This is a genomic window from Streptomyces sp. LUP47B, assembly GCF_001746295.1.
Classification (GTDB): Bacteria; Actinomycetota; Actinomycetes; order Streptomycetales; family Streptomycetaceae; genus Streptomyces.
On sequence record NZ_MJAH01000006.1, the window covers coordinates 340,190 to 361,544 of the forward strand.

A 21,355-nucleotide genomic window follows, 5' to 3' on the forward strand; every position below is an offset into this window, starting at 1 on the left:
GAACTCTAGCGGATTCCGGGGCCAGTACAAAAACGCGTTTGCGCAGCGTGCTGCGGTGCGCATGTCGACGTACGTGGTCAGGGCGGCCTGAGGGACATGGCCAGGTCTCCCGCAGGACACCCGCCATAGACTCGACAACGTGCTCCACCTCCCTCCTCTCGCCCGTTTCGGCGACCGCGTCGCCACCGGTCTCCTCGATGTCACCAGCGATCCCGCGGCTCTGGACTCCACCGGCTTCTGGGCTATCGCCGCGGACTTCGAGGGCGGTCTGACCTGCGCCCGCTTCGCCGACGTACGCCTGGAACCGGTGCCCGCGCCGAGGTCCGGAGCGTGGCAAGGGCCCCAGGCCGGTGACTGGACGTCATCGCTGGATCGCGCCGCGTACACGGAGGGCGTGCAGCGGATCCGGGCGTGCATCGCCACCGGCGAGGTCTACCAGGTCAACCTCTGCCGTGTGCTGACCGCGCCCCTCCCGCCCGGCGCCGACGTGGACGCGCTGACCGCGCTGCTGGCCCGCGGCAACCCAGCGCCCTATGCAGGAACGATCCGGCTGCCCAAGCACGGGGTCGAGATCGCCACCGCTTCCCCCGAGCTGTTCCTGCGCCGGGAGGGCCGGGTGGTGGAGTCGGGGCCGATCAAGGGGACCGGGCGGACCGAGGACGACCTGCTGGCCAAGGACTACGCCGAGAACGTGATGATCGTGGACCTGGTCCGCAACGACCTGGGGCGGGTGTGTGCCACGGGCAGCGTCACCGTTCCCGACCTGTGCGCCGTGGAGAAGCACCCCGGTCTCGTCCACCTCGTGTCGACCGTGCGGGGTGAGCTCGGCGAGGGCGCCGGCTGGGCCGAGCTGCTCGGCGCCGCCTTCCCGCCCGGCTCGGTCACCGGCGCGCCCAAGTCCAGCGCCCTGCGGATCATCGACGCCCTGGAGACCGCGCCGAGGGGGCCGTACTGCGGAGGCATCGGCTGGGTCGACGCCGACCGGGGTACCGGGGAGCTGGCCGTCGGCATCCGTACCTTCTGGATCGACCGTGCCGAAGCAGTGCTGCGCTTCGGTACCGGCGCCGGCATCACCTGGGGGTCCGACCCCGAGGGGGAGTGGCGGGAGACCGAGCTGAAGGCGTCCCGACTGCTCGCGATAGCGTCGGGGACGTACGAGGTGAGTGGAGGAACTTTTACGTGAAGATCTGGCTCGACGACGGGTTGCAGGACACCGAGACCGCCCGCGTCTCCGTCTTCGATCACGGGCTGACCGTGGGCGACGGCATCTTCGAGACGCTGAAGGCGGTGGACGGTCGCCTCTTCGCCCTCACCCGGCATCTCGACCGGCTGACGCTGTCGGCGCGGGGCCTGGGGCTGCCCGACCCCGATCACGACGAGGTCCGCCGCGCCTGTGCCGCCGTACTCGAGGCGAATCCCGTGCCGCTCGGGCGGCTGCGCATCACGTACACCGGCGGCCACGGCCCTCTCGGCTCCGACCGGGGAGAGCACGGGCCGACCCTGGTGGTCGCCCTCGGCGAGTCCTCGCCGCGACCCGACTCCACGGCCGTGATCACCGTGCCGTGGACCCGTAACGAGCGCGGCGCTCTCACCGGGCTCAAGACCACCTCGTACGCCGAGAACGTCGTCGCACTCGCACGCGCGCGTGCGCACGGTGCTTCGGAGGCGCTGTTCGCCAACACGGTCGGTCAGCTGTGCGAGGGCACCGGGTCGAACGTCTTCGTCGTGCTCGACGGCGAGATCCACACGCCGCCGCTCGCCTCCGGCTGCCTCGCGGGCATCACGCGCGCGTTGACCGTCCAATGGACCGGGGCCAAGGAGACCGACCTGCCGCTGGACGTCCTGGAGCGGGCCGACGAGGTCTTCCTCACCTCGACTCTGCGGGACGTCCAGGCCGTCCATCGCGTCGACGCGCGCGAACTGCCGGTCGCGCCGGGCCCGGTGACCGCGAAGGCCATGCGCGTCTTCGAGGAGCGGTCCGGGCACGACCTCGATCCGTGAAGCCCGGGAAATTGGGCTGAACTGGCGCGCGGCAGCGGGTAGAACTCCGGTGATGACCACCACCCTGCGGCCGACCGAGCCGCTCCAGCGCGGCTCCGACGGGGCGCTGTCCCGCCACTACACGGTGTGCGTGAACAGCCGTCCCGTCGGGGCGATACACCTCGCGACCCATCCGTCCTTCGGGCCGGCCGTGGCCCAGATCCGCGATCTGCGGATCGAGGAACCGGACCGCAGGCGCGGTCGGGGCACGGTCGCCGCGCTCGCCGCCGAGGAGGTGGCGCGGGGCTGGGGCAGTGGGCAGCTGGAGATCAGGGTCCCCGCCGACGCCGAGCCCGCGCGGCGGCTCGCCACGATGCTCGGGTACGTCCATCGCAACCGCGGTATGGAGAAGCGGCTCGGCCCCACCGCGCCCGAACTGCCCGCGGGCAGCCGCGGCAGACCCATGACGGAGGCCGAGTTCGGCCCCTGGGCGGAGCGCGGCATCGCGGAGTACACCCGGGACTGGGCCGACCGCGGGGTGCCCGAGGCCCAGGCGAGGGCGAGGTCGCAGAGGGACAACGCACGGTTGACGGAGCGTGGCCTCGCGACCGAGAACGCGCTGTTCAGCGTGCTGGAGCAGGACGGTGTCCGGGTCGGCATCCTGTGGTTGGAGTTCATCGGCGACAAGGCGTTCGTCTACGACGTCGAGACCGAGGAGGCCGTCCGCGGCCGTGGGCACGGCCGTTCGCTGATGCTGCTGGCCGAGGCCCAGACGATCGCCTCCGGCAGACGGGTCCTGGGCCTCAACGTCTTCGCGGGCAACACACCGGCGGAGCGGCTCTACGAGTCGCTGGGCTACGAGACGGTGGGTTACTCGATGTACAAGAGCCTGCTCTGAGGCCGGCTCACTCCTGCCCGGCGAGCAGCCGGTCCACGATCTGCTCGATCCGCTCGCGCAGTCCGTCCTGGCTCTTGCCGCCGTCGAGACGCTCGCCGTCGATGACGTACGTCGGGGTCCCGCTCACGCCGATCGCCTTGCCCTCGGCCTGGTCGGCGTCCACGATCAGGATGTGCCGGCCGTCGATCAGCGCGGTGTCGAACTCCTCGGCGTCCAACCCCAGTTCACGGGCGACCTCGACCAGGAAGGGTTCTCCCGCACGGTCCAGCTCCGCCACCCGCCCCAGCACGGCCTCGACGAACTCCCAGCCCCTGCCCTGCTCCAGCGCCTCCTCGGCGGCCTGCGCGGCGGCGAAGGAGTACTTGTGCTTCTCCAGCGGGAAGTGCCGCAGCCGCAGCTCCAGACGGTCGCCGTAGCGGGCACGAAGGGCCCGGACATCGTCCAGCGCGACACGGCAGTCCGGGCACTGCAGCTCGCACCAGACATCGAGAACGGGCACGGCGGAACGGACGGGGGAGGGGTCGCTCATGGGCCCAGTCTCCCAGCTACGGACCACCCGCCCGAATCGGCCCCGTCGTCCGCACGACGGCGTCCGCCTGCTTCGGCGGTACGACGCCGACCGGCACCTCGGGAGGAGGTGACCCGGAGATGTCCCTGATGTCCTGCCCAGGCATGGCCCGGCGGGGGTCGGGAGGTGCAGGATGGATAGGGACGAAGCGGCACGTTGCCGATCGACACCGCCTGGAGGACCGGATGATTGCCGAGACCGTCTGTTCCGCCGTAGCCGCGGCCGGCCTGGGCATCGCGGCGGTCACCGCGTACCGCAAGCGTTTCCTCGCGGCCACCCGTATCGCCGCCTACTCCCTCGTTCCGCTCGGCCTGGTGATGACCGGTGTCGTCGACTGGCTCGCGGACACCGCCCTCAGCCCGACGGCCTGGGCGGGCTTCGGCGTGCTCGGCCTGTCGTGGGTGCTGTTCTCGACCACGCGGGCGGTGGAGCGCCGCCGCGGCGGCACCCGCAAGGAGCGCAAGGCGGCCCGCGGCGCCGAGCAGGAGGCGATGGCCCCCGCGGCCTCGGCGCCCTCGCTCGGCCCGGCCGTCCGCACCCCGGCGACCCGGCCCGCGGGCAAGCCCCGGGGCACTGAGTCCGCCGGGGACGACTTCAGCGACATCGAGGCCATCCTGAAGAAGCACGGCATATGACGGTCGCCTGTTGAACTGAAACGTTCGCAGTGGGGTCCGCCCCTGTCCGTAAGTGATCACGACTTGAAACGGACATCACGGAATCTGGCGAACTCCCGCCCATTTCGGGCGTGTTGATCGCGCCGGGGGCGTCGGCTGCGCCATCATCGCCGCGAGATGCTGGACACCGAACAGAGCGACACCGCGCCGCCGCAGGACGAGCCGCGTGGATGCCTTTTCGCCCTTTCCCAGCCACCGCTGATGATCTTCCTTGCGGTGATCGGGTGTCTGCTGCTCATGGCTGCGCTGCACGACCTGCTGCTGCTCTGAGCCGTACCCGTGGGTCCCCGGCGTCACCCGTCGGGGACCACGTCGACCATCCCGCCAGGGCCCGGTCCCGCGGCCGGGACGTCAGCCCGCGGCTTCCTTGCGCCGCGCCCGGTACGCGGCCACATGCAGACGGTTTCCGCAGGTCCGGCTGTCGCAGTAGCGCCGCGAGCGGTTGCGGGACAGATCGACGAAGGCCCGTCGGCAGTCGGGCGCCTCACAGCGCCGCAGCCGCTCCTGCTCGCCGGCCACCACGAAGAACGCCAGCGCCATCCCGCAGTCGGCCGCCAGGTGGTCGGCGACGGACGCGCCCGGCGCGAAGTAGTGCACATGCCAGTCGTAGCCGTCGTGGTCCGTGAGCTGGGGAGTGGTGCCCGCGGCGGCGACCAGGTCGTTGATCAGCGCGGCGGCGGCCCGGGCGTCCGGGGCGGCGAAGACCGAGGCGAACCGGCCGCGGATCTTGCGCACCGCGGACAGATCGAACTCCGAGAGCACTCCGACATCGCTGATCTCGTGGTTTCGTACGAAATCCGCGAGCGCCGCGACATCCTGCAGTCCGTCCGGCGTCCCGTCGTCCTCCGGTGCGGTGTTCACCAGATCGACCACGGTGTCGAGGGCGCACCGGGTGTCGTGGGTGATCAGCACGATTCGCTCCCTGGCCTGGGGGTCGGGCGAATGCCCGCCGATGCTGGCCGATGGTAGTGGCTCGCCGGGCCCCGGTGACGGGCAGCACGACAGGTGCCGTGGCTGCGGAGCGCTCCGCAGCCACGGCACCTGTCGTTCCCTATGCGGTTGTACCGGCCCGAGCCGTCTCCCCGAGTGGACGGCGCCGGGCGGCTCTGTGGGACCTCGCCCGCCCCTAGCTTTCCGCCAGGATGTGCGAGAGCTCCTGATCCAGATCGAAGTGCCGGTGCTCCGTGCCCGGGGGCACGGCGGCGTCCGTCCGCTTCAGGAACGATTCCAGGGCCCGCGCCGGGGCCTCGAGCAGTGCCTCGCCCTCAGGGGAGCTCAGGGCGATGCAGACGACGCCCTGACCGTGACTGCGCGACGGCCAGACTCGGACGTCGCCGGTTCCGGTGGGCCGGTGGAGGCCCTCCGCGAGGAGGTCGCGGGCGAACACCCACTCGACGGTTTCCTCGGCTCCGGTGTGGAAGGTGGCGTGCACGGCGTAGGGGTCGGCCGTGTCGTACCGCAGGCCTGCGGGGACAGGCAGGGAGGACTCGCTCGACACAACGAGGCGCAGGTGCAGCTCGCAGCTGACCGTGGTGTTCATAAGCGCCAGGGCCTTTCGCTCAGTGTGCGCTCGGGGATTCGCACGTCGGCGAAATCGACATGCCACCTACGGTGCCGTTGTAAACCCCTCTGAGTGTTTTGCGTGTGTTTACGTAACTCTTCCGGCCGAGTGCCTCTTCGAGAGGTACGACCATTCCGGTGACCGGTTTCTCTCGGGTAGGGTTTGGCTGTATGAATACGGGGAGTGACGAGCCGGGCGAGGTCGCCGTGTCGGCGGACGACGAGAGCGGCAAGAAGACGGACGGGGCGAAGGACGGGCAGGGGCTCGGCTCGCGGGCGCCGGAGTTCGTCAAAGCGCGTCGCCTGTTGCACCTGAGCTGGCAGGTCCTCATCTTCGTCATCGGCCTGGCGGTCGTGGTGGCGGGGATCATCATGCTGCCGCTGCCCGGACCCGGGTGGGTCGTGATCTTCGGCGGTATGGCGATCTGGGCGACCGAGTTCGTCTGGGCCCAGCTCGTGCTCCGCTGGACCAAGCGCAAGGTGACCGAGGCGGCCCAGCGCGCCCTCGATCCCAAGGTGCGCCGGCGCAACATCATCCTCACGGTGATCGGCCTCGCGATCGTGGCCGCGATCCTCGGGGTCTACCTCTGGAAGTTCGGCTTCGAGATGCCCTGGAACATCAAGGACCAGTGAGCCGCGCGGGGGTGCGCAGGCTGTCACCGCTGGTCACCGGCACCCCCTGACATGGGGTAATCTTCTTCCTGCGTCCGGGCGATTAGCTCAGTGGGAGAGCGCTTCGTTCACACCGAAGAGGTCACTGGTTCGAACCCAGTATCGCCCACCCGGACCGACGGCCCGTCTGTGAGAGTGCAGACGGGCCGTCGGCGTGTCCGGGGACAGACGCGAAGGCCGTGGACTGCCGGCCGGCCCGCGTGACCGTCCGAGCGTCGCCTCCCCGCGTGACCGTCCGCAGCGCCGCCTCCCCGCCGCCCGTACTTTTTCGGCCGCGCGCCGACCCGTACGGCGGCCTGTGCCCCGTTCGACGGGTCGATCCCGTGGCTCTCACCTGGGCAGTCGTCAGCTCCCCGACGCCGCCCGGCGGTTGGAGGCGCGCCGACGTCTCACCACACTCACAATAAATTCCTGTCCGAATCATTGACGCACTCCCGGGCCCTCCGTAGCTTGTGCCAGCAAGCGCTTACTTGAAACGATTCATGCAGGCGGCGACGCTGCGGGGAGGGGCCCGACTGTGGGAACCAACAGGAATGTTGAGAGGCGAACGATCCTGAAGGCGGCCGGGGCTACAGCGGCGACGCTGGGGCTGGCCGCGACGACCGGGTGTGGCGGTGACAGCGGTAGTTCCGGAGACGGAACGGTGACACTGCGTTATGCGTGGTGGGGTGGCGAGCCGCGCACCATCGCCATCAAGAAGACCATCGCGCTCTTCGAGAAGAAGTATCCGAAGATCAAGATCAAGCCTGAATTCACCGACTATGAAGCGTTCTGGGAGAAGTTCCAGACCCAGGCCTCCGGTGGAAATCCGCCGGACGTTTTCCAGAACGCGGTCGGTTTCCTGCGCAAGTACGACAAGCGCGGTGTTCTGCTGGATCTCAAGTCGCAGGCGGACGCCGGGAATCTGAGCCTGGACAACTTCCGCAACGGCGTTCTGGCGAACGGTCAGGTCGACGGCAAGCAGATCGCTGTTCCGGTCGGCGCCAACACCATGTCGCTCGTCATCGACGTCAAAGCCTTCAAGAAGGCGGGCGTCGAGGCGAAGTTCGGCTGGACCTGGGACGACTACTTCGCCGCGCTCCAGACGATCCAGGACAAGCTGAAGATCGCCGGCGACACCGGCTACTTCAGCATCATGTACCTCTACGACCTGTATCTGCGCCAGAACGGAAAGGCCTTCTTCACCGACTCCGAGCTCGGTTTCACCGAGGACGACCTGACCCAGTGGTGGACGGACGGCTACAAGCGCGTGAAGTCCGGGCTGGTCGCCGACCCGAAGAAGATCGAGCAGGTCAAGCCCAAGTCCGGACTCTCGGCGGGCCTCGCCGCGTCCGAGTTCACCTGGGACAACTTCTCCATCCGTTACGAGGGCGAGGGCGAGTCGGACTACGGGCTCGCGCCGATCCCCACCACGGACGGCAAGGACACCGGCCAGTACCTCGGTTCGCTGATGCTCAGCGCCTTCTCCGGGACCAAGCACCCCAAGGAGGCGGCGCAGTTCATCTCCTTCATGGTCCACGACCCCGAGGTCGGCAAGATCATGGGCTACGACCGCGGCATCCTCGCCACCACCGAGCAGTACGACGCGTTCAAGCCCGCCGACGCCCAGAACAAGGGCGTCGCGGCGTACGAGGACGAGGTCGCCAAGGCCGGTGTGCTCGGGAAGATCACCCCGCACCCGTCCGGCGCCGACGTCATCGAGGCGGCGTTCCTGCGTCTGGGCGGCGAGGTGGCCCAGGGCAAGTCCAAGCCGGCCGACGCCGCCAAGTCGCTGTTCAGCGAGGCCAAGGCCGCGTTCGCGGGCTGAGGGGACGTACCACCATGACGCTCGTCAAGGAAGCGCCCGTGCGCCCGGCGCAGAAGCGGCCCGCCGCTCCCGCCGCCGGGCGGCGCGGGCGGCGCCGCGAGAACCTCGCCGGCTACCTCTTCATGTCGCCGTGGATCGCGGGATTCCTGCTTCTCACGGCGGGGCCGATGATCGCGTCGCTGTACTACGCGTTCACCCGGTACAACCTGTTCACTCCGCCCGAGTGGGTGGGCTTCGACAACTTCACGACGATGTTCCACGACCCGCGCTGGCAGAAGTCGGTGGAGGTCACACTCAAGTACGTCGTCGTGGCCACTCCGCTCAAGCTGCTGCTCGCGCTCGGCGTCGCGCTCCTGCTCGCGCAGAGCCGGCGCGGGCAGGGCCTGTACCGGGCCGCGTTCTACATGCCCTCCCTCATCGGCGCCAGCGTCTCCGTCGGCTTCGTGTGGCGGGCGCTGTTCTCCGACGACGCGATCGTGGACCGCACCCAGAAGATCTTCGGCGTCGACGTGGGCGGCTGGATCGGCAACCCGGACTACGTCCTCTACTCGCTGGTGGCTCTGAGCATCTGGCAGTTCGGTGCCCCGATGGTCATCTTCCTGGCCGGCCTCAAGCAGGTCCCCCGGGAGCTGTACGAGGCCGCCGAGGTGGACGGGGCCGGGCCCTTCCGCAGGTTCTGGAACATCACGCTGCCGATGATCTCCCCGGTGCTGTTCTTCAACGTGCTGCTGGAGTCCATTCACGCGTTCCAGGTGTTCGGCTCCGCCTACGTCGTCTCCGACACCCGGTGCGGGCCCGCCGACGCCACCCTCGTCTACACCTGTTACCTCTACCAGAAGGGCTTCAAGGAGGCCCAGATGGGCTTCGCCTCCGCGATGGCCTGGTCGCTGGTGGTCGCGGTGGCGCTGGTCACGGCGGTCCTGTTCTGGTCGCAGAAGAAGTGGGTGCACTACGAGGAGGCCGCCAAGTGACCACCGTCAGCACGCCCGTCGTGCGCACCGCGAACGAGCGGCGGAGGAAGGGATCGATCGCCTGGCACGTGGGCGCGCTCGCCGTCCTCGCGGTCGTCCTGTATCCCGTGATCTGGGTGCTCGGCGCCTCGTTCAAGCCGAGCAAGGACATCATCGCCAGCATCGACCTGCTGCCCTCCAAGCCGGTCTGGGCGAACTTCTCCGGCCTCGCCGACGGCATCTCCGGCATCTCCATCGGCACCTTCTTCACGAACTCACTGATGTACGCGGGCCTCGCCGTGGCCGGTGTCGTGATCTCCAGCTCGCTGACCGCGTACGCCTTCGCCAAGATCCGGTTCGCCGGGCGGAACCTGCTGTTCACCCTGATGATCGGCACCCTGCTGCTGCCGTATCACGTGCTGCTCATCCCGCAGTACGTGATGTTCCGCAAGCTGGAACTCGTCGACACGCTGGTACCGCTCGTGGCCGGCAAGTTTCTGGCGACGGAGGCGTTCTTCGTCTTCCTGATGGTGCAGTTCATGCGCGGACTGCCGCGCGAGCTGGACGAGGCCGCCAAGCTCGACGGCTGCGGGCACCTGAGGACCTACTGGTCTATCGTGCTGCCGCTGTGCCGCCCCGCCCTCATCACCAGCGCCATCTTCACCTTCATCAACGCGTGGAACGACTTCATGGGGCCGTTGATCTACCTCAACACGCCCGAGAAGTACACCGTCTCGCTCGGCCTGATGATGTTCCGCGACCAGGAGGGCATCTCCAACTACGGCAGCATGATCGCCATGTCACTGGTGGCTCTGGTGCCGGTCATCGCCTTCTTCATGGCCTTCCAGCGGTATCTGATCGACGGCATGGCGACGTCCGGACTGAAGTGAGGCGGTCAGCATGGCGCAAGCGCGTGTGAAGGCGCGTCGCAGGGCCACCGTGTTCGGCGGCGAGCGCTTCGCTCTCTTCGCCGAGACCCTGCTCACCGGCGTGTGGATCGCCGTGGCCTGTCTCGGACTCGTCACCTACCCGGCGGCCTTCGCCGCCGGGGCGCGGCATCTGCGGCGTCGTACCGGCCATGAGGCCGGCGGTTGGCGGGAGTTCGTCGCGGACTTCCGTACGGCCGTGCGCCGCGGGTGGCTCGTCGGGGTCGCGGGGTGGGTCGCGGCGGCCGCGGTGTGGGTGGACGTCCAGGCCGCGCGGGCCGGGATCCCCGGCGGCCCCCTCGTCGGGGCCGTCGGACTGTTCGCGCTGATCGGCCTCGCGGTGGCCGGGCTGCGCGCGGCGGCGGTCTGGACGCCGGGCGCCTCCTGGCGGGCGCTGCTCGCGGACGCCGTACGCCGGACCCTGCGCGACCCCGCCGGGTCCTTCCTGATCGTCGCCGGCCTGGCCGTCGTGGCCCTGTCCGCGGGGTTCATCGCGCCGCTCGCGGTCCCGGTCCTCGGGGCCGTCGCGGCGGCGGCCGTAGCCGTGGAGGAACGCTACCGGCGCCGCTGACGGGCGGTGCCCTCGTCACAAGGTCGGCGCCCTCGGCGTCGTACCTCTCTCTGTCATGCCCCTGACCAGCCTGTCCATGGAAAGGAATGACCATGTCCCCCATCCCCCGCAGGTCCATCCTCAAAGCCGCCGCTGTCGCCGGTGCCGCCGCGCAGTTCAGCTGGGCGCTGGGAGCCAAGGACGCGCAGGCCGCGCCGAGAGCCGCCGAGGCCGACGACTCTCCCGTGACCCTGGACTGGCTGGAGGACGGCGGCCTCGGCGCCGCGCCCGGCTCCACCGTCGGAGTCCCCTGGCCCAAGGGCGTGTACCAGCAGGACCAGAAGTTCGCGGTCACGGACGCCGACGGCAAGGCCGTGCCGGTCCAGTCCTGGCCGATCGCCTACTGGCCCGACGGCTCGCTCAAGTGGACCGCCCACGCGGTGAGTTCGGGCAACGGGAAGCTGTCGCTGAGCGCCGGTGACGCCGCCGTACCCGACAAGAAGGTCACCGTCGACAAGAGCGGCGGCACGATCACCGTCTCCACCGGGGTCATCACCGCCAAGATCGGCAAGTCGGGCGCCACGCTCATCAAGTCGGTCACCCGCGGGTCGACGGAGATCGCCAAGAACGGGCGGCTCGTGCTGATCCGTCAGCCCGAGATCGAGGACGAGGACCAGGGCACGGTCAGGACCGAGCGCTTCGAGGGGGCCATCTCCGAGGTCACCGTCGAGCAGTCGGGCCCCGTCCGCGCGGTCGTCAAGATCGACGGCAAGCACCGCAAGGGCAACCGCAGTTGGCTGCCGTTCTCGATCCGCCTCTACTTCTACGCGGGCGCCGACTCCTTCCGCATGGTGCACACCATCACCTACGACGGCACCCAGGAACCCGGCAAGGCGAGCGGCGACTTCATCCGCGGCCTCGGCGTCCGCTTCACCGTGCCGATGCGCGACCAGGCCTACGACCGGCACATCCGCATCGGCGGTGAGGGCGCCGGCCTGCTGCGCGAGGCCGTCAAGGGCATCACCGGGCTGCGCCGCGACCCCGGCATCGCCGTGCAGGAGGCCCAGTACGCGGGCCAGAAGCTGCCCGACCCCGCCACCTGGGACCAGCGGGTCACCACCCGGCTCCAGTACATCCCCGAGTGGGGCGACTACACCCTCTCCCAGCTCTCCGCCGACGGCTTCACCCTGCGCAAGCGGACCAAGAAGGGACACGGCTGGGTCGGCGCCGGCGGCGGCAGGCGGGCCTCCGGGTTCGGTTACGTCGGTGGTGCGAGCGGCGGATTCTCCTTCGGGCTCAGGGACTTCTGGGAGAAGCATCCCTCCCAGCTCGACATCCGCGACGCCCAGACCGACGAGGCCGAGGTCACCCTGTGGCTCTGGTCGCCCGAGGCGCAGCCCATGGACCTGCGCTTCTACCACGACGGCATGGGCCAGGACACCTTCGCCGAGCAGCTCGAAGGCCTCAACATCACCTACGAGGACTACGAGCCCGAGTTCGGCACGCCCTACGGCATCGCCCGTACGTCGGAACTGCTGTTCTGGGCCAACGAGTCGACGCCGTCGCCGGAGACCCTGGCCCAACAGGTCGAGGCCGTCAGGGAGTTGCCCCAGCTCGCCGCACCGCCCAAGCAGCTCATCAAGGCGAAGGTCTTCGGGCCGGGCCTGTACTCCGAGCCCGACCGGTCCACGCCCGCCAAGGCCAAGATCGAGGACCACCTCGACTTCCTCTTCACGTACTACAAGGACCAGGTGGAGCAGCGCCGTTGGTACGGCTTCTGGGACTACGGCGACATCATGCACACCTATGACACCGTCAGGCACCAGTGGCGGTACGACATCGGCGGCTACGCCTGGGACAACTCCGAGCTCTCTCCGGACCTCTGGCTGTGGCTGGCGTACATAAGGTCGGGTCGCGCGGACATCTTCCGGTTCGCCGAGGCCATGACGCGCCACACCGGTGAAGTGGACGTGTACCACCTGGGACAGTGGGCCGGACTCGGCACCCGGCACGGTGTGCAGCACTACGCCGACAGTGCCAAGCAGCAGCGCATCGCCAACACGACGTACCGGCGCTACTACTACTTCCTCACCGCGGACGAGCGCGTCGGCGACCTCATGCACGCCAACGTCGACTCGGACGAGACGTTCCTCGTGCTCGACCCGCTGCGCAAGGTCCGCACCGACCCCTACACGCCCGACCGGCACGCCCTGTCGGTCGGCTTCGGCACGGACTGGAGCGGGCTGGTCTCGGCCTGGCTGACCGAGTGGGAGCGCAAGGGCCCCAAGTGGGAGAAGGCCAAGGCCCGCGTGCTGTCGACGATGGAGGGCATCGCCGCCCAGCCCAACGGATTTGTGCAGGGCAGCGGGCTGTACGACCTCGACACGGGCAAGTTCGCGGTGGCCTCGGCGCCCGTCGTCGGGGTCTCGCACCTCTCCGCCGTGTTCGGGCTCAACGAGCTGTGCGCCGAGCTCATCGACCTCGTCGACATGCCGAAGTTCAACGAGGCGTACTTCGACTACTGCCGCTACTTCAACGCGACCAAGGCCGAACAGGCGGCGCGGTACGGGTCCAACTTCGGGTCGCTGCTGCTCTTCCAGGGCCACTCGCGGCTGGACGCGTACGCGGCGGTGAAGACCGGGGACGCGAAGCTGGCCACGCGCGCGTGGGAGAAGTTCTACAACTCCGACGGGTACAAGGAGTCCGCGCCCTGGAAGACGGAGGCGTTGAGCGGGCCGGTCTCGTTGGTGGCGGGCAGTGAGGCGGCCTGGGTGTCGACGAATGACACCGCGTTGTACGGGCTGGCCGCGATCGAGAACCTGGCGCTTCTTGGGGACAAGATGCCGTAGGTAGGGGCTTGTGTGGTGGGGAACTGCGGGGCCGTTGTGGCTGGTCGCGCAGTTCCCCGCGCCCCTGAGTGGGTTCAGTGCATGTTGGTCAAGAAGTGGCGCATCCTTTTGGCGTCCCTGAGGCGGTGTTCGTATGTCGCGCCCAGTGCGAGCAGGAGGAGGCCGGCCAGGGCCGGGGGGACCCAGCGGGGGAGGGCGTCGGTCACCTGGACGAGGTACGGGGCCAGTTCGTGCAGGGCGTCCAGGAGCAGAACCGAGCCGCCCAGCAGGAGCGGGGCCTGGAGGTGGTGGCGGGCGCCTGCCAGGGTGACCAGCAGGGCCGCCACACCCAGCAGCAGCGGGCGCGTCCAGTGAGGGTCGCCCCAGGCCGCGAAGAGGCTCGGCACGAGAGTGGCGGCCAGGCCGGGGGCGTACGCCGTCCAGGACGAGGTCTGTGGGTCGCGGCGGTGGCGCAGGGCGCCGACCAGCAGGGCGGGGATCGTGACCGGGAGTGTGTAGGCCTCCGGGGTGTCCACGTCCCAGCCCGCGAGGCGGACCCAGGTGGCCGCGAGGAACAGGGCCGCGGACGCGTAGCCGACGGGGCGGCGGTCCGTACGGATCGCCGTGCCCGCCGTGATCACTCCGCACACGGCCAGGACCGTGGCGAGCAGGGGCAGGTCGGTGGCCGCCGGCGCGATGGCGAGGACTCCGGCCGCCGCTCCGACCGCCTCGACCGGCACGGTGGCCTTCGAGTCGCCGAGTCGCCCGGCGAGCAGCGCCGCGGCCGCGGGGACCACCAGGACCAGTAGGGCGGTGTGCGCCGGCGACCAGTCCGCGGCGGATCCGATCGCGACGGCCAGCGCGGCCCCGTAGGCGAGAGCGGTGGGGGCGGTGAAGGGGGCGAGACGCCAGGAGGCCGCCGTGAAGAGGGCGATCAGGCCGGAGAGCACGACGAGGGTCGCTGTCTGGGAGGCAAGGGCCAGGAAGGCGAGGCTCGCGGAAGTGACGAGTGCGAGGAGGAGGGCCGTGCGGTGCTGCCTTAGAAGGATCGCTGATGCCAGGGCCGCGGCGGTCGCAGCGCCTTGGATCAACAGGCCCGCGGCGTAGGGAAGTTCCAGCACGGCCGGGAGGGTGAGGACGGTGGCCCAGGCCAGGCCCAGTGCCCCTGCCAGGGCTCGCGGGCGCCAGGCCGTGTCCCGTACCGCCAGGGCCAGCACGCCCGCGACGGCTGCCAGGACGAGCGGTGCCGCCTCCGCGTGCGGTGGCCAGGTCACGTCGGCGGTCACCGCGGTACGGGCGTCCGACGGGGCGCCGGTCCACGCTCGCGAGGCCCAGGCGAGCGGGCCCAGCACGACGACGCCGACGACGGGCAGGGCCCACAGCAGGGACAGCGCCTGTACGGCCCCGGAGGCCCAGGCCAGACCCCGCCGTACCGTGTCCGGCAGTCGGTCGAGCCGCAGAGCCGCCAACAGGGCGATCCCGAAGGCCAGATGGGCCGGAACGGTCCACAGCTCGGGCAACAGGGACCGTGCCGTACCGCCGAACGCGGCCACCGCGAGCAGTCCGGAGGCGCCGGCGAGCCCGAGGGCCTGCCCGTTCGCCCGCGCTGCCGTACGACCGCCCAGCCACGCGGCGGTCAGCGCGATAGCGCTCGCCAGGAGAAGGAGCGCCGCCGCACGGGCGGCGGCGCTCGGGCCGGAGGCTGTCCAGGTCAGCAAGCCGGCCGCCAGTGCGCCCCAGGCACCCACGCCGTACGCGCCGATCGCGGCGACCACGCGTACGGACCCGGGCATCGCCCGGAGCGCCACGAGCGAGTCGAACCCCGCCGTCACCAGGAGCGCGGCCGTGAGCCCGTAGGAGCCCGCGTCGGCCGCGATAGCCCAGAAGAACAACGGGAGTTGGGCAGCGACCAGGGCGGCCGGGCGGGGCAGGCGCAGGCCGGTGGCGCCAGGCAGGAGGCCGTACGCCGTCCAGAGCGCCGCCAGGAGGGCCGAGGCGACCGCCGTGTACGGCGCCCCGGGTGTCTGCGGGAAGACGGCTCCGTGCAGCGCGACCGCGTCCAGGACCGTCAGCGCAAGCCCCAGTCCTGCCACGGACTCGGCCGTCGAGCGCAGCCCGCGCTTCAGCAGCGGGAGCGGCGCCGCGAGTGCGGCCACCGTGACCGCGCCGAGCACCAGGGTCCGGCCGGCGATCCCCAGGTGACCCCAGCTGACCAGGGTGAACACCATCGCCGCGATCGTGAGCAGGAGACCGCCGAGAACCAGGAGCACGTTCTGCACGCTCGGTGCGCTCGCCTCGGGGCGGGGGGATGCGGCGGGCCTCGGCCCGGTCGGCTGCGGGGCCGGCCACTTCGGCTGGAGCGCCGCGACCAGCCAGGCCCGGCGGGCCAGCAACTGGGCCCGGCGAGCGTCCAGTTGCCACAGCTCGGCGTCGAGGAGGCGGAGCTCCTCGGCCGGGGGCAGGGTGTGCGTCATGCCCTGAAGTGTGGGCTGGGTCACGCGACGCGACATGAGTACGCGTACTCAAAACCTACTCGGATCCGATGCCAGACTCTGTCCATGGACTGGACCCGATACCGCTTCCGCAGCCTGTGGTCCCTGCCCGCGAAGCCCGCCGTCGTCTACGACGCGCTGGAGCGCGCCGAGGAGTATCCGCGCTGGTGGCCCCAGGTACGCGAGGTGCGACGGCTCGACGACACCAGCGGCGTGATCACGATCCGCGCCGTGCTGCCGTACGACCTGGTCTTCACCGCGCGCGAGGTGCGGCGCGATCCGGAGGCCGGGGTGCTGGAGATCGCGATGGACGGCGATCTCGACGGCTGGGCGCGCTGGACGATCACCGCGGACGGGGACGGCAGCCTCGCTCGCTACGACCAGGTGACCGAGGTGAACAAACCGCTGCTCCGGCGCTTCGCCGTGCCCGGGCGGCCGGTCTTCCTGGCCAACCACCGGGTGATGATGCGCGCCGGGCGGCGGGGGCTCGTCGCCTACTTGGAAGCGGTTTGAAGGAAACCCGCGGGGACCTGTATTGTTCAGTGCGTTCCCGGGCGATTAGCTCAGTGGGAGAGCGCTTCGTTCACACCGAAGAGGTCACTGGTTCGAACCCAGTATCGCCCACCGGGAAAAGCCGGTCCGTCTCAGACGGGCCGGCTTTCTTCATGCTCGCTCACGCCGCCGCCGGCAGATCCGGGCGCAGCGGCCACGCCGGATCCACCGACTCCTCCGACCCGCTGCGCGCGAACCACGCCTGCAGTCCCCGCGCCTGGGCCGCATGCCACACCGCCTGCAGGTTGTGCAGCTCCGGCGGTGCCAGCCGCTCCAGCCGGGCGGCGAAACGGCGCCCCAGTGCCCGTACGACATCCAACGAGGCCTGCGCGTCGGCCGCCGCGTCGTGCGCGCCGTCCAACTCGACGCCGTAGTGCGCACACAGGTCGGTGAGGGTGCGGCGGCCCTTGCGGTAGCGGTCCAGGTGCTTGTCGAGGACCCGCGGATCCAGCACCAGCAGCGGCGAGGAATCCAGCCAGCGGTTCAGCGACGAGGCGCGATGGCGGCGCAACTCCCGGTCCAGGAGCGTCAGATCGAACGGAGCGTTCATCACCACCAGCGGCCGGCCCGCCGCCGCCTGTTCGGCCAGCGCCTCGGCTATCTCGAGCATCACCGGCGCCGGCCAGCGGCCGTTGAGCTGGAGATGCTCGTCCGTTAGCCCGTGCACCGCCGTCGCCCCGGCGGGCACCGGCACACCCGGATTGACCAGCCACCGGCTCACCCGTGGCCGGGTGCCCGCCGCGTCCTGGACGACGACGGCGGCCGACACGATCCGGTCGGTCTCGACGTCCACGCCCGTGGTCTCGGTGTCGAATGCGGCCAGGGGCCCTTCGTACCAGCACGTCATAGCTACACAACCCCTCGTTCACCCAGGGCGGCTGACGCCCCGTCTTCTGCCTGTTTGGTGATACCCGGGCTGTTTGCGCCGTACGCCGGAAGGACACAACAGGAGTACGGGTCTTTGCAGTTCAGCGGCTCGGCGCGGGATTCATGTGGCCCATGTGTGGGCATGTCACTTGGCTTGGAAGGCTGTTGGTCATGGCGATAGCGCAGCCCGAGCGGGGCGGGCTGCTGCCCGAGCGCACGGGCCCTCTTCGCGGCACACTCGCCACCACCGCCTGCATGGAGACACTGCAGGTGGGCTATCTGCACGCCGTCGCGGCGGCGGCCGGCTGCTCGTTGTCGCAACCCTTTCCGGACAACGGCATCGACTGGCACGTCAGCCACGGCTCGCCCGGACACACCGTCGACGACGAGGTCACCATCAAGGTGCAGCTCAAGTGCACCTACCAGGTCGCGCCCAACCCACCGGGCCGCTCCTTCTCCTTCACGCTCGACAACGACCACCTGCGCAAACTCGCCCGCACCCCGGTGTCGGTCCACAAGATCCTCGTGGTGATGCTCGTGCCGAGGGCCCAGGACGACTGGCTGCGCGCCAGCCACGACCGCCTGGACCTCAGACACTGCTGCTACTGGGTCAACCTGGCCGGCCAACCGATCACGGGCCGGACCCGGACCACCGTGCGGATCCCCACCAACCGCATCTTCGACGACCGGGCGCTGTGCGAGATCATGACGCGGGTCGGTACGGGAGGCAGACCATGACCCACCGCCCGCTGGAGGAGCCACTGCGCGCGGTACGGCCCCACCCGGAGGCCCACTGGGACCGTTCGCCGACCCCCGAAGAGGTCGACCCGGCCGTCCTGAGCGCCCTGCTGCACCGGCACGGCTGGCAGCGGCGCGGCGGCGCCCCCGGACGGTACGGCCGCTGGACGCCACCAGGGCCGGGTGCCGGCGGGACCAGCCTGCTCGTGCCCGAGAGCCGCGCCTTCCCCGACAGCGAGGACCTCCTCGGCGAGGCCCTGGTCGCCCTCTCCCGCAGCGGCACACCGTCCGCGCGCGAGGTGCTCGTCGGCCTCGCCGTGCCCAGCGACGAGATCCGCTGGTGGCGGGACGTCCCGACCGGCCCCGCCGACGCCGCGACCTGGACCGTCGAGGAGCAACTGCGCGCCGCCGCCCGGCAGACCCTGCTGGCCGGCGCGCTCGCCACACGCGCGCGTGCCGGCTACTACGGCGCCCGCTATCGCCGTACGGCAGCCGCGTCCCTGGAGAACGTCCTGGTCGGCTCGGCCGCCGGTGGCCGCCGGCTCACCGCCTTCGTGCCCGTCGGCACCACCCGCCCCCTCGCCGTCCGCCTCCACCAGGCCCTCTACGCCACCCGCGAGGCCATCGACTACCAGCGGGCCACCGGTGGCATGGACGCCTTCGACGGCGCCGTCGAGGCGGGCGTCAGCCGTGAGCTCACCGAGGCGCTGATCGCCCTGGTACGCGGCACGGAAGGCGCGCGGATCGCCGTCGAGTGGGCGCCCGCGGCCGGGGTCCCCGAAGGGTGCGCGGCGTCCTGTGAGGCCGTGGAGTTCTCGCCCGGCGACCTGCCCGTGCTGCGCGAGGCCGGGGCCCGCTTCCTGCGCGAGGAGCCCTCCGTCCCGGTGCGGATCACCGGCACGGTGGTGCGGATGCGCAGGTCGGGGCCGCGCGGGGACGGGTCGGTACGGCTGCGGGTGATCGCCGGCGCCGAGATCCCGCACCTGCGGCTGACCCTGGACGAGGAGGCGTACCGGATCGCCGGGCACGCCCACCTCGTCGGGCTGCCGGTGCGGGTGCACGGCAGGCTGGAGAGCCGCGGTGGCTTCCGCAGGCTCACCGGGGCCACTGGGGTCGTACCCGTGCAGGTCGACGAGGCCGAGCGGGATCGGCTGATGAAGTCCCTCCAGGAGAATCTCGACTTCTTCGAGGAGGCCTGCGGAGGGGACTGAGACCGGGACTGATTTCGCGCTGGTGGGTGCCGGGTCGGTACGATCCCCTATTGCGCGCGCTCCCGGTATGGCGCCGCACCCACCTTCAGTCAGGAGAGACCGGTGTCAGACGTCCGTGTGATCATCCAACGCGATTCCGAGCGGGAAGAGCGCGTGGTGACGACGGGCACTACGGCCGCCGAGCTCTTCGCCGGCGAGCGCTCGATCATCGCCGCGCGCGTGGGAGGCGAGCTCAAGGACCTTGCGTACGTCCTGTCCGAGGGTGAGGAGGTCGAGGGCGTCGAGATCTCCTCCGAGGACGGCCTCAACATCCTGCGTCACTCCACCGCGCACGTCATGGCGCAGGCCGTGCAGGAGCTCTTCCCCGAGGCCAAGCTGGGCATCGGCCCGCCGGTCAAGGACGGCTTCTACTACGACTTCGACGTCGAGAGGCCGTTCACGCCCGAGGATCTCAAGGCCATCGAGAAGAAGATGCAGGAGATCCAGAAGCGGGGGCAGAAGTTCTCCCGCCGCGTGGTGACCGACGAGGCGGCTCGCGAGGAGCTGGCGTCCGAGCCGTACAAGCTGGAACTGATCGGCATCAAGGGCTCCGCCTCCACGGACGACGGCGCGGACGTCGAGGTCGGCGCCGGTGAGCTGACGATCTACGACAACCTGGACGCCAAGACCGGCGACCTGTGCTGGAAGGACCTCTGCCGCGGTCCCCACCTGCCCTCCACGCGGAACATCCCGGCGTTCAAGCTCATGCGCAACGCGGCCGCCTACTGGCGCGGCAGCGAGAAGAACCCGATGCTCCAGCGCATCTACGGCACCGCGTGGCCGACCAAGGACGAGCTGAAGGCGCACCTCGACTTCCTCGCCGAGGCCGAGAAGCGCGACCACCGCAAGCTGGGCTCCGAGCTCGACCTGTTCTCCATCCCGGAGCAGATCGGTTCCGGCCTCGCCGTGTTCCACCCCAAGGGCGGCATCATCCGCCGCGTGATGGAGGACTACTCGCGCCGCCGCCACGAGGAGGAGGGCTACGAGTTCGTCTACACGCCGCACGCGACGAAGGGGAAGCTCTTCGAGCAGTCCGGGCACCTGGACTGGTACGCCGACGGCATGTACCCGCCCATGCAGCTCGACGAGGGCGTGGACTACTACCTCAAGCCCATGAACTGCCCGATGCACAACCTGATCTTCGACGCGCGCGGCCGCTCGTACCGTGAACTGCCGCTGCGCCTCTTCGAGTTCGGGACCGTGTACCGGTACGAGAAGTCGGGCGTCGTGCACGGCCTCACGCGTGCGCGTGGCTTCACGCAGGACGACGCGCACATCTACTGCACCCGTGAGCAGATGTCGGAGGAGCTCGACAAGACGCTCACCTTCGTCCTCGGCCTGCTGCGCGACTACGGCCTGACCGACTTCTACCTGGAGCTGTCCACCAAGGATCCGGAGAAGTTCGTCGGCTCGGACGAGGTCTGGGAAGAGGCCACGGAGACACTGCGCCAGGTCGCCGAGAAGCAGGGGCTGCCCCTGGTCCCGGACCCGGGCGGCGCCGCCTTCTACGGCCCGAAGATCTCCGTCCAGACCAAGGACGCCATCGGCCGTACCTGGCAGATGTCGACGATCCAGCTGGACTTCAACCTGCCGGAGCGCTTCGAGCTGGAGTACACCTCGCCGGACGGCTCCAAGCAGCGTCCGGTCATGATCCACCGCGCGCTGTTCGGTTCCATCGAGCGGTTCTTCGCCGTGCTTCTGGAGCACTACGCGGGCGCCTTCCCGGCGTGGCTGGCCCCGGTCCAGGCGGTCGGCATCCCGATCGGCGACGCGCACGTCGAGTACCTGGAGAAGTTCGCCGCGGCCGCCAAGAAGCAGGGGCTGCGGGTCGACGTCGACTCCTCCTCGGACCGGATGCAGAAGAAGATCCGCAACGCCCAGAAGCAGAAGGTGCCCTTCATGGTCATCGCGGGCGACGAGGACATGTCGGGCGGCTCGGTGTCCTTCCGCTACCGCGACGGCTCGCAGGAGAACGGCATTCCGTTCGACGAGGCCATCGCGAAGATCGTCAAGGTCGTGGAGGAGCGGGCACAGGTCTGACCC

At 70.1% G+C, this 21,355-nt stretch carries 20 protein-coding genes and 2 tRNA genes; 17 read left to right on the plus strand and 5 right to left on the minus strand.

What is annotated here, in order from left to right; all coding sequences use genetic code 11:
- Window positions 1-139: 139 nt before the first annotated feature.
- Genes BFN33_RS19795 through BFN33_RS19805 form a run of 3 tightly spaced genes read left to right on the plus strand, consistent with a single transcriptional unit; the run spans window position 140 to window position 2,878 of the window.
- Window positions 140-1,183 carry a chorismate-binding protein gene (locus BFN33_RS19795; RefSeq protein ID WP_069761412.1) on the plus strand — a complete coding sequence of 348 codons (1,044 nt, stop codon included), beginning with the start codon at window positions 140-142 and terminating at the stop codon, window positions 1,181-1,183.
- A complete protein-coding gene (locus BFN33_RS19800) occupies window positions 1,180-2,001 on the plus strand; it encodes an aminotransferase class IV (protein WP_069761413.1) in 822 nt (273 codons plus the stop codon). Before BFN33_RS19795 ends, BFN33_RS19800 begins: the two co-directional genes overlap by 4 nt.
- A 49-nt stretch (window positions 2,002-2,050) precedes the next feature.
- Complete coding sequence (locus BFN33_RS19805) at window positions 2,051-2,878, plus strand: N-acetyltransferase (RefSeq protein ID WP_069761414.1); 828 nt, start codon at window positions 2,051-2,053, stop codon at window positions 2,876-2,878.
- Window positions 2,879-2,885: 7 nt separating this feature from the next.
- On the opposite strand, the gene BFN33_RS19810 is transcribed toward BFN33_RS19805, so the two are convergent.
- Window positions 2,886-3,407 (minus strand): DsbA family protein, encoded by a 522-nt coding sequence (locus tag BFN33_RS19810; protein ID WP_176742422.1) that lies wholly within the window; start codon window positions 3,405-3,407, stop codon window positions 2,886-2,888.
- A 224-nt stretch (window positions 3,408-3,631) separates the two neighbouring features.
- On the opposite strand from BFN33_RS19810, the gene BFN33_RS19815 reads away from it, so the two are divergent.
- Window positions 3,632-4,081, plus strand: a complete 450-nt coding sequence (locus BFN33_RS19815) for a hypothetical protein (RefSeq protein WP_069761416.1) — start codon at window positions 3,632-3,634, stop codon at window positions 4,079-4,081.
- A gap of 156 nt (window positions 4,082-4,237) precedes the next feature.
- The gene (locus tag BFN33_RS53195; protein ID WP_167363017.1) at window positions 4,238-4,390 is read left to right on the plus strand and encodes a hypothetical protein; all 153 of its coding nucleotides are present in this window, start codon (window positions 4,238-4,240) and stop codon (window positions 4,388-4,390) included.
- Window positions 4,391-4,471: 81 nt separating this feature from the next.
- On the opposite strand, the gene BFN33_RS19820 is transcribed toward BFN33_RS53195, so the two are convergent.
- Together BFN33_RS19820 and BFN33_RS19825 are read right to left on the minus strand one after the other, a co-directional pair.
- Window positions 4,472-5,032, minus strand: a complete 561-nt coding sequence (locus BFN33_RS19820) for a CGNR zinc finger domain-containing protein (protein WP_069761417.1) — start codon at window positions 5,030-5,032, stop codon at window positions 4,472-4,474.
- Between the two features lie 214 nt (window positions 5,033-5,246).
- Entirely contained in the window at window positions 5,247-5,660 is a 414-nt protein-coding gene (locus tag BFN33_RS19825; RefSeq protein WP_004002642.1) for an SsgA family sporulation/cell division regulator, read from the minus strand.
- A gap of 191 nt (window positions 5,661-5,851) precedes the next feature.
- Here BFN33_RS19825 and BFN33_RS19830 point away from each other — a divergent pair, with 191 nt between their 5' ends.
- From BFN33_RS19830 to BFN33_RS19860, 7 genes are all read left to right on the plus strand, one after another.
- A complete protein-coding gene (locus tag BFN33_RS19830) occupies window positions 5,852-6,313 on the plus strand; it encodes a TIGR02611 family protein (RefSeq protein ID WP_069761418.1) in 462 nt (153 codons plus the stop codon).
- Window positions 6,314-6,389: 76 nt separating this feature from the next.
- A tRNA-Val gene (locus BFN33_RS19835) sits at window positions 6,390-6,461 on the plus strand.
- 408 nt (window positions 6,462-6,869) lie between these two features.
- Window positions 6,870-8,159, plus strand: a complete 1,290-nt coding sequence (locus BFN33_RS19840; protein WP_069761419.1) for an extracellular solute-binding protein — start codon at window positions 6,870-6,872, stop codon at window positions 8,157-8,159.
- Window positions 8,160-8,173: 14 nt separating this feature from the next.
- Window positions 8,174-9,130, plus strand: a complete 957-nt coding sequence (locus BFN33_RS19845) for a carbohydrate ABC transporter permease (protein ID WP_069761420.1) — start codon at window positions 8,174-8,176, stop codon at window positions 9,128-9,130.
- Complete coding sequence (locus BFN33_RS19850) at window positions 9,127-9,999, plus strand: carbohydrate ABC transporter permease (RefSeq protein WP_069761421.1); 873 nt, start codon at window positions 9,127-9,129, stop codon at window positions 9,997-9,999. The genes BFN33_RS19845 and BFN33_RS19850 overlap by 4 nt, the downstream gene beginning before the upstream one ends.
- A 10-nt stretch (window positions 10,000-10,009) precedes the next feature.
- Window positions 10,010-10,606 (plus strand): hypothetical protein, encoded by a 597-nt coding sequence (locus BFN33_RS19855; RefSeq protein ID WP_176742423.1) that lies wholly within the window; start codon window positions 10,010-10,012, stop codon window positions 10,604-10,606.
- A 92-nt stretch (window positions 10,607-10,698) separates the two neighbouring features.
- On the plus strand, window positions 10,699-13,434 hold the full coding sequence (locus BFN33_RS19860; protein WP_069761873.1) for a Tat pathway signal sequence domain protein: 2,736 nt from the start codon (window positions 10,699-10,701) through the stop codon (window positions 13,432-13,434).
- Between the two features lie 74 nt (window positions 13,435-13,508).
- On the opposite strand, the gene BFN33_RS19865 is transcribed toward BFN33_RS19860, so the two are convergent.
- A complete protein-coding gene (locus BFN33_RS19865) occupies window positions 13,509-15,887 on the minus strand; it encodes an SCO7613 C-terminal domain-containing membrane protein (protein ID WP_256122800.1) in 2,379 nt (792 codons plus the stop codon).
- 84 nt (window positions 15,888-15,971) lie between these two features.
- Between BFN33_RS19865 and BFN33_RS19870 the strand changes: the two genes are divergently transcribed.
- The gene (locus tag BFN33_RS19870; RefSeq protein WP_069761424.1) at window positions 15,972-16,418 is read left to right on the plus strand and encodes an SRPBCC family protein; all 447 of its coding nucleotides are present in this window, start codon (window positions 15,972-15,974) and stop codon (window positions 16,416-16,418) included.
- 39 nt (window positions 16,419-16,457) lie between these two features.
- A tRNA-Val gene (locus BFN33_RS19875) sits at window positions 16,458-16,529 on the plus strand.
- A gap of 49 nt (window positions 16,530-16,578) precedes the next feature.
- On the opposite strand, the gene BFN33_RS19880 is transcribed toward BFN33_RS19875, so the two are convergent.
- Window positions 16,579-17,304, minus strand: coding sequence for a 3'-5' exonuclease (locus BFN33_RS19880; RefSeq protein ID WP_069761425.1), 726 nt, complete (start codon window positions 17,302-17,304; stop codon window positions 16,579-16,581).
- A 191-nt stretch (window positions 17,305-17,495) separates the two neighbouring features.
- Here BFN33_RS19880 and BFN33_RS19885 point away from each other — a divergent pair, with 191 nt between their 5' ends.
- From BFN33_RS19885 to thrS, 3 genes are all read left to right on the plus strand, one after another.
- Window positions 17,496-18,062, plus strand: a complete 567-nt coding sequence (locus BFN33_RS19885) for a DUF4365 domain-containing protein (protein WP_069761426.1) — start codon at window positions 17,496-17,498, stop codon at window positions 18,060-18,062.
- Window positions 18,059-19,273: a hypothetical protein gene (locus BFN33_RS19890; protein ID WP_069761427.1), complete on the plus strand. Its 1,215-nt coding sequence runs from the start codon at window positions 18,059-18,061 to the stop codon at window positions 19,271-19,273. Before BFN33_RS19885 ends, BFN33_RS19890 begins: the two co-directional genes overlap by 4 nt.
- A 102-nt stretch (window positions 19,274-19,375) precedes the next feature.
- Window positions 19,376-21,352 (plus strand): threonine--tRNA ligase, encoded by a 1,977-nt coding sequence (gene thrS, locus BFN33_RS19895; protein WP_069761428.1) that lies wholly within the window; start codon window positions 19,376-19,378, stop codon window positions 21,350-21,352.
- Window positions 21,353-21,355: the final 3 nt, after the last annotated feature.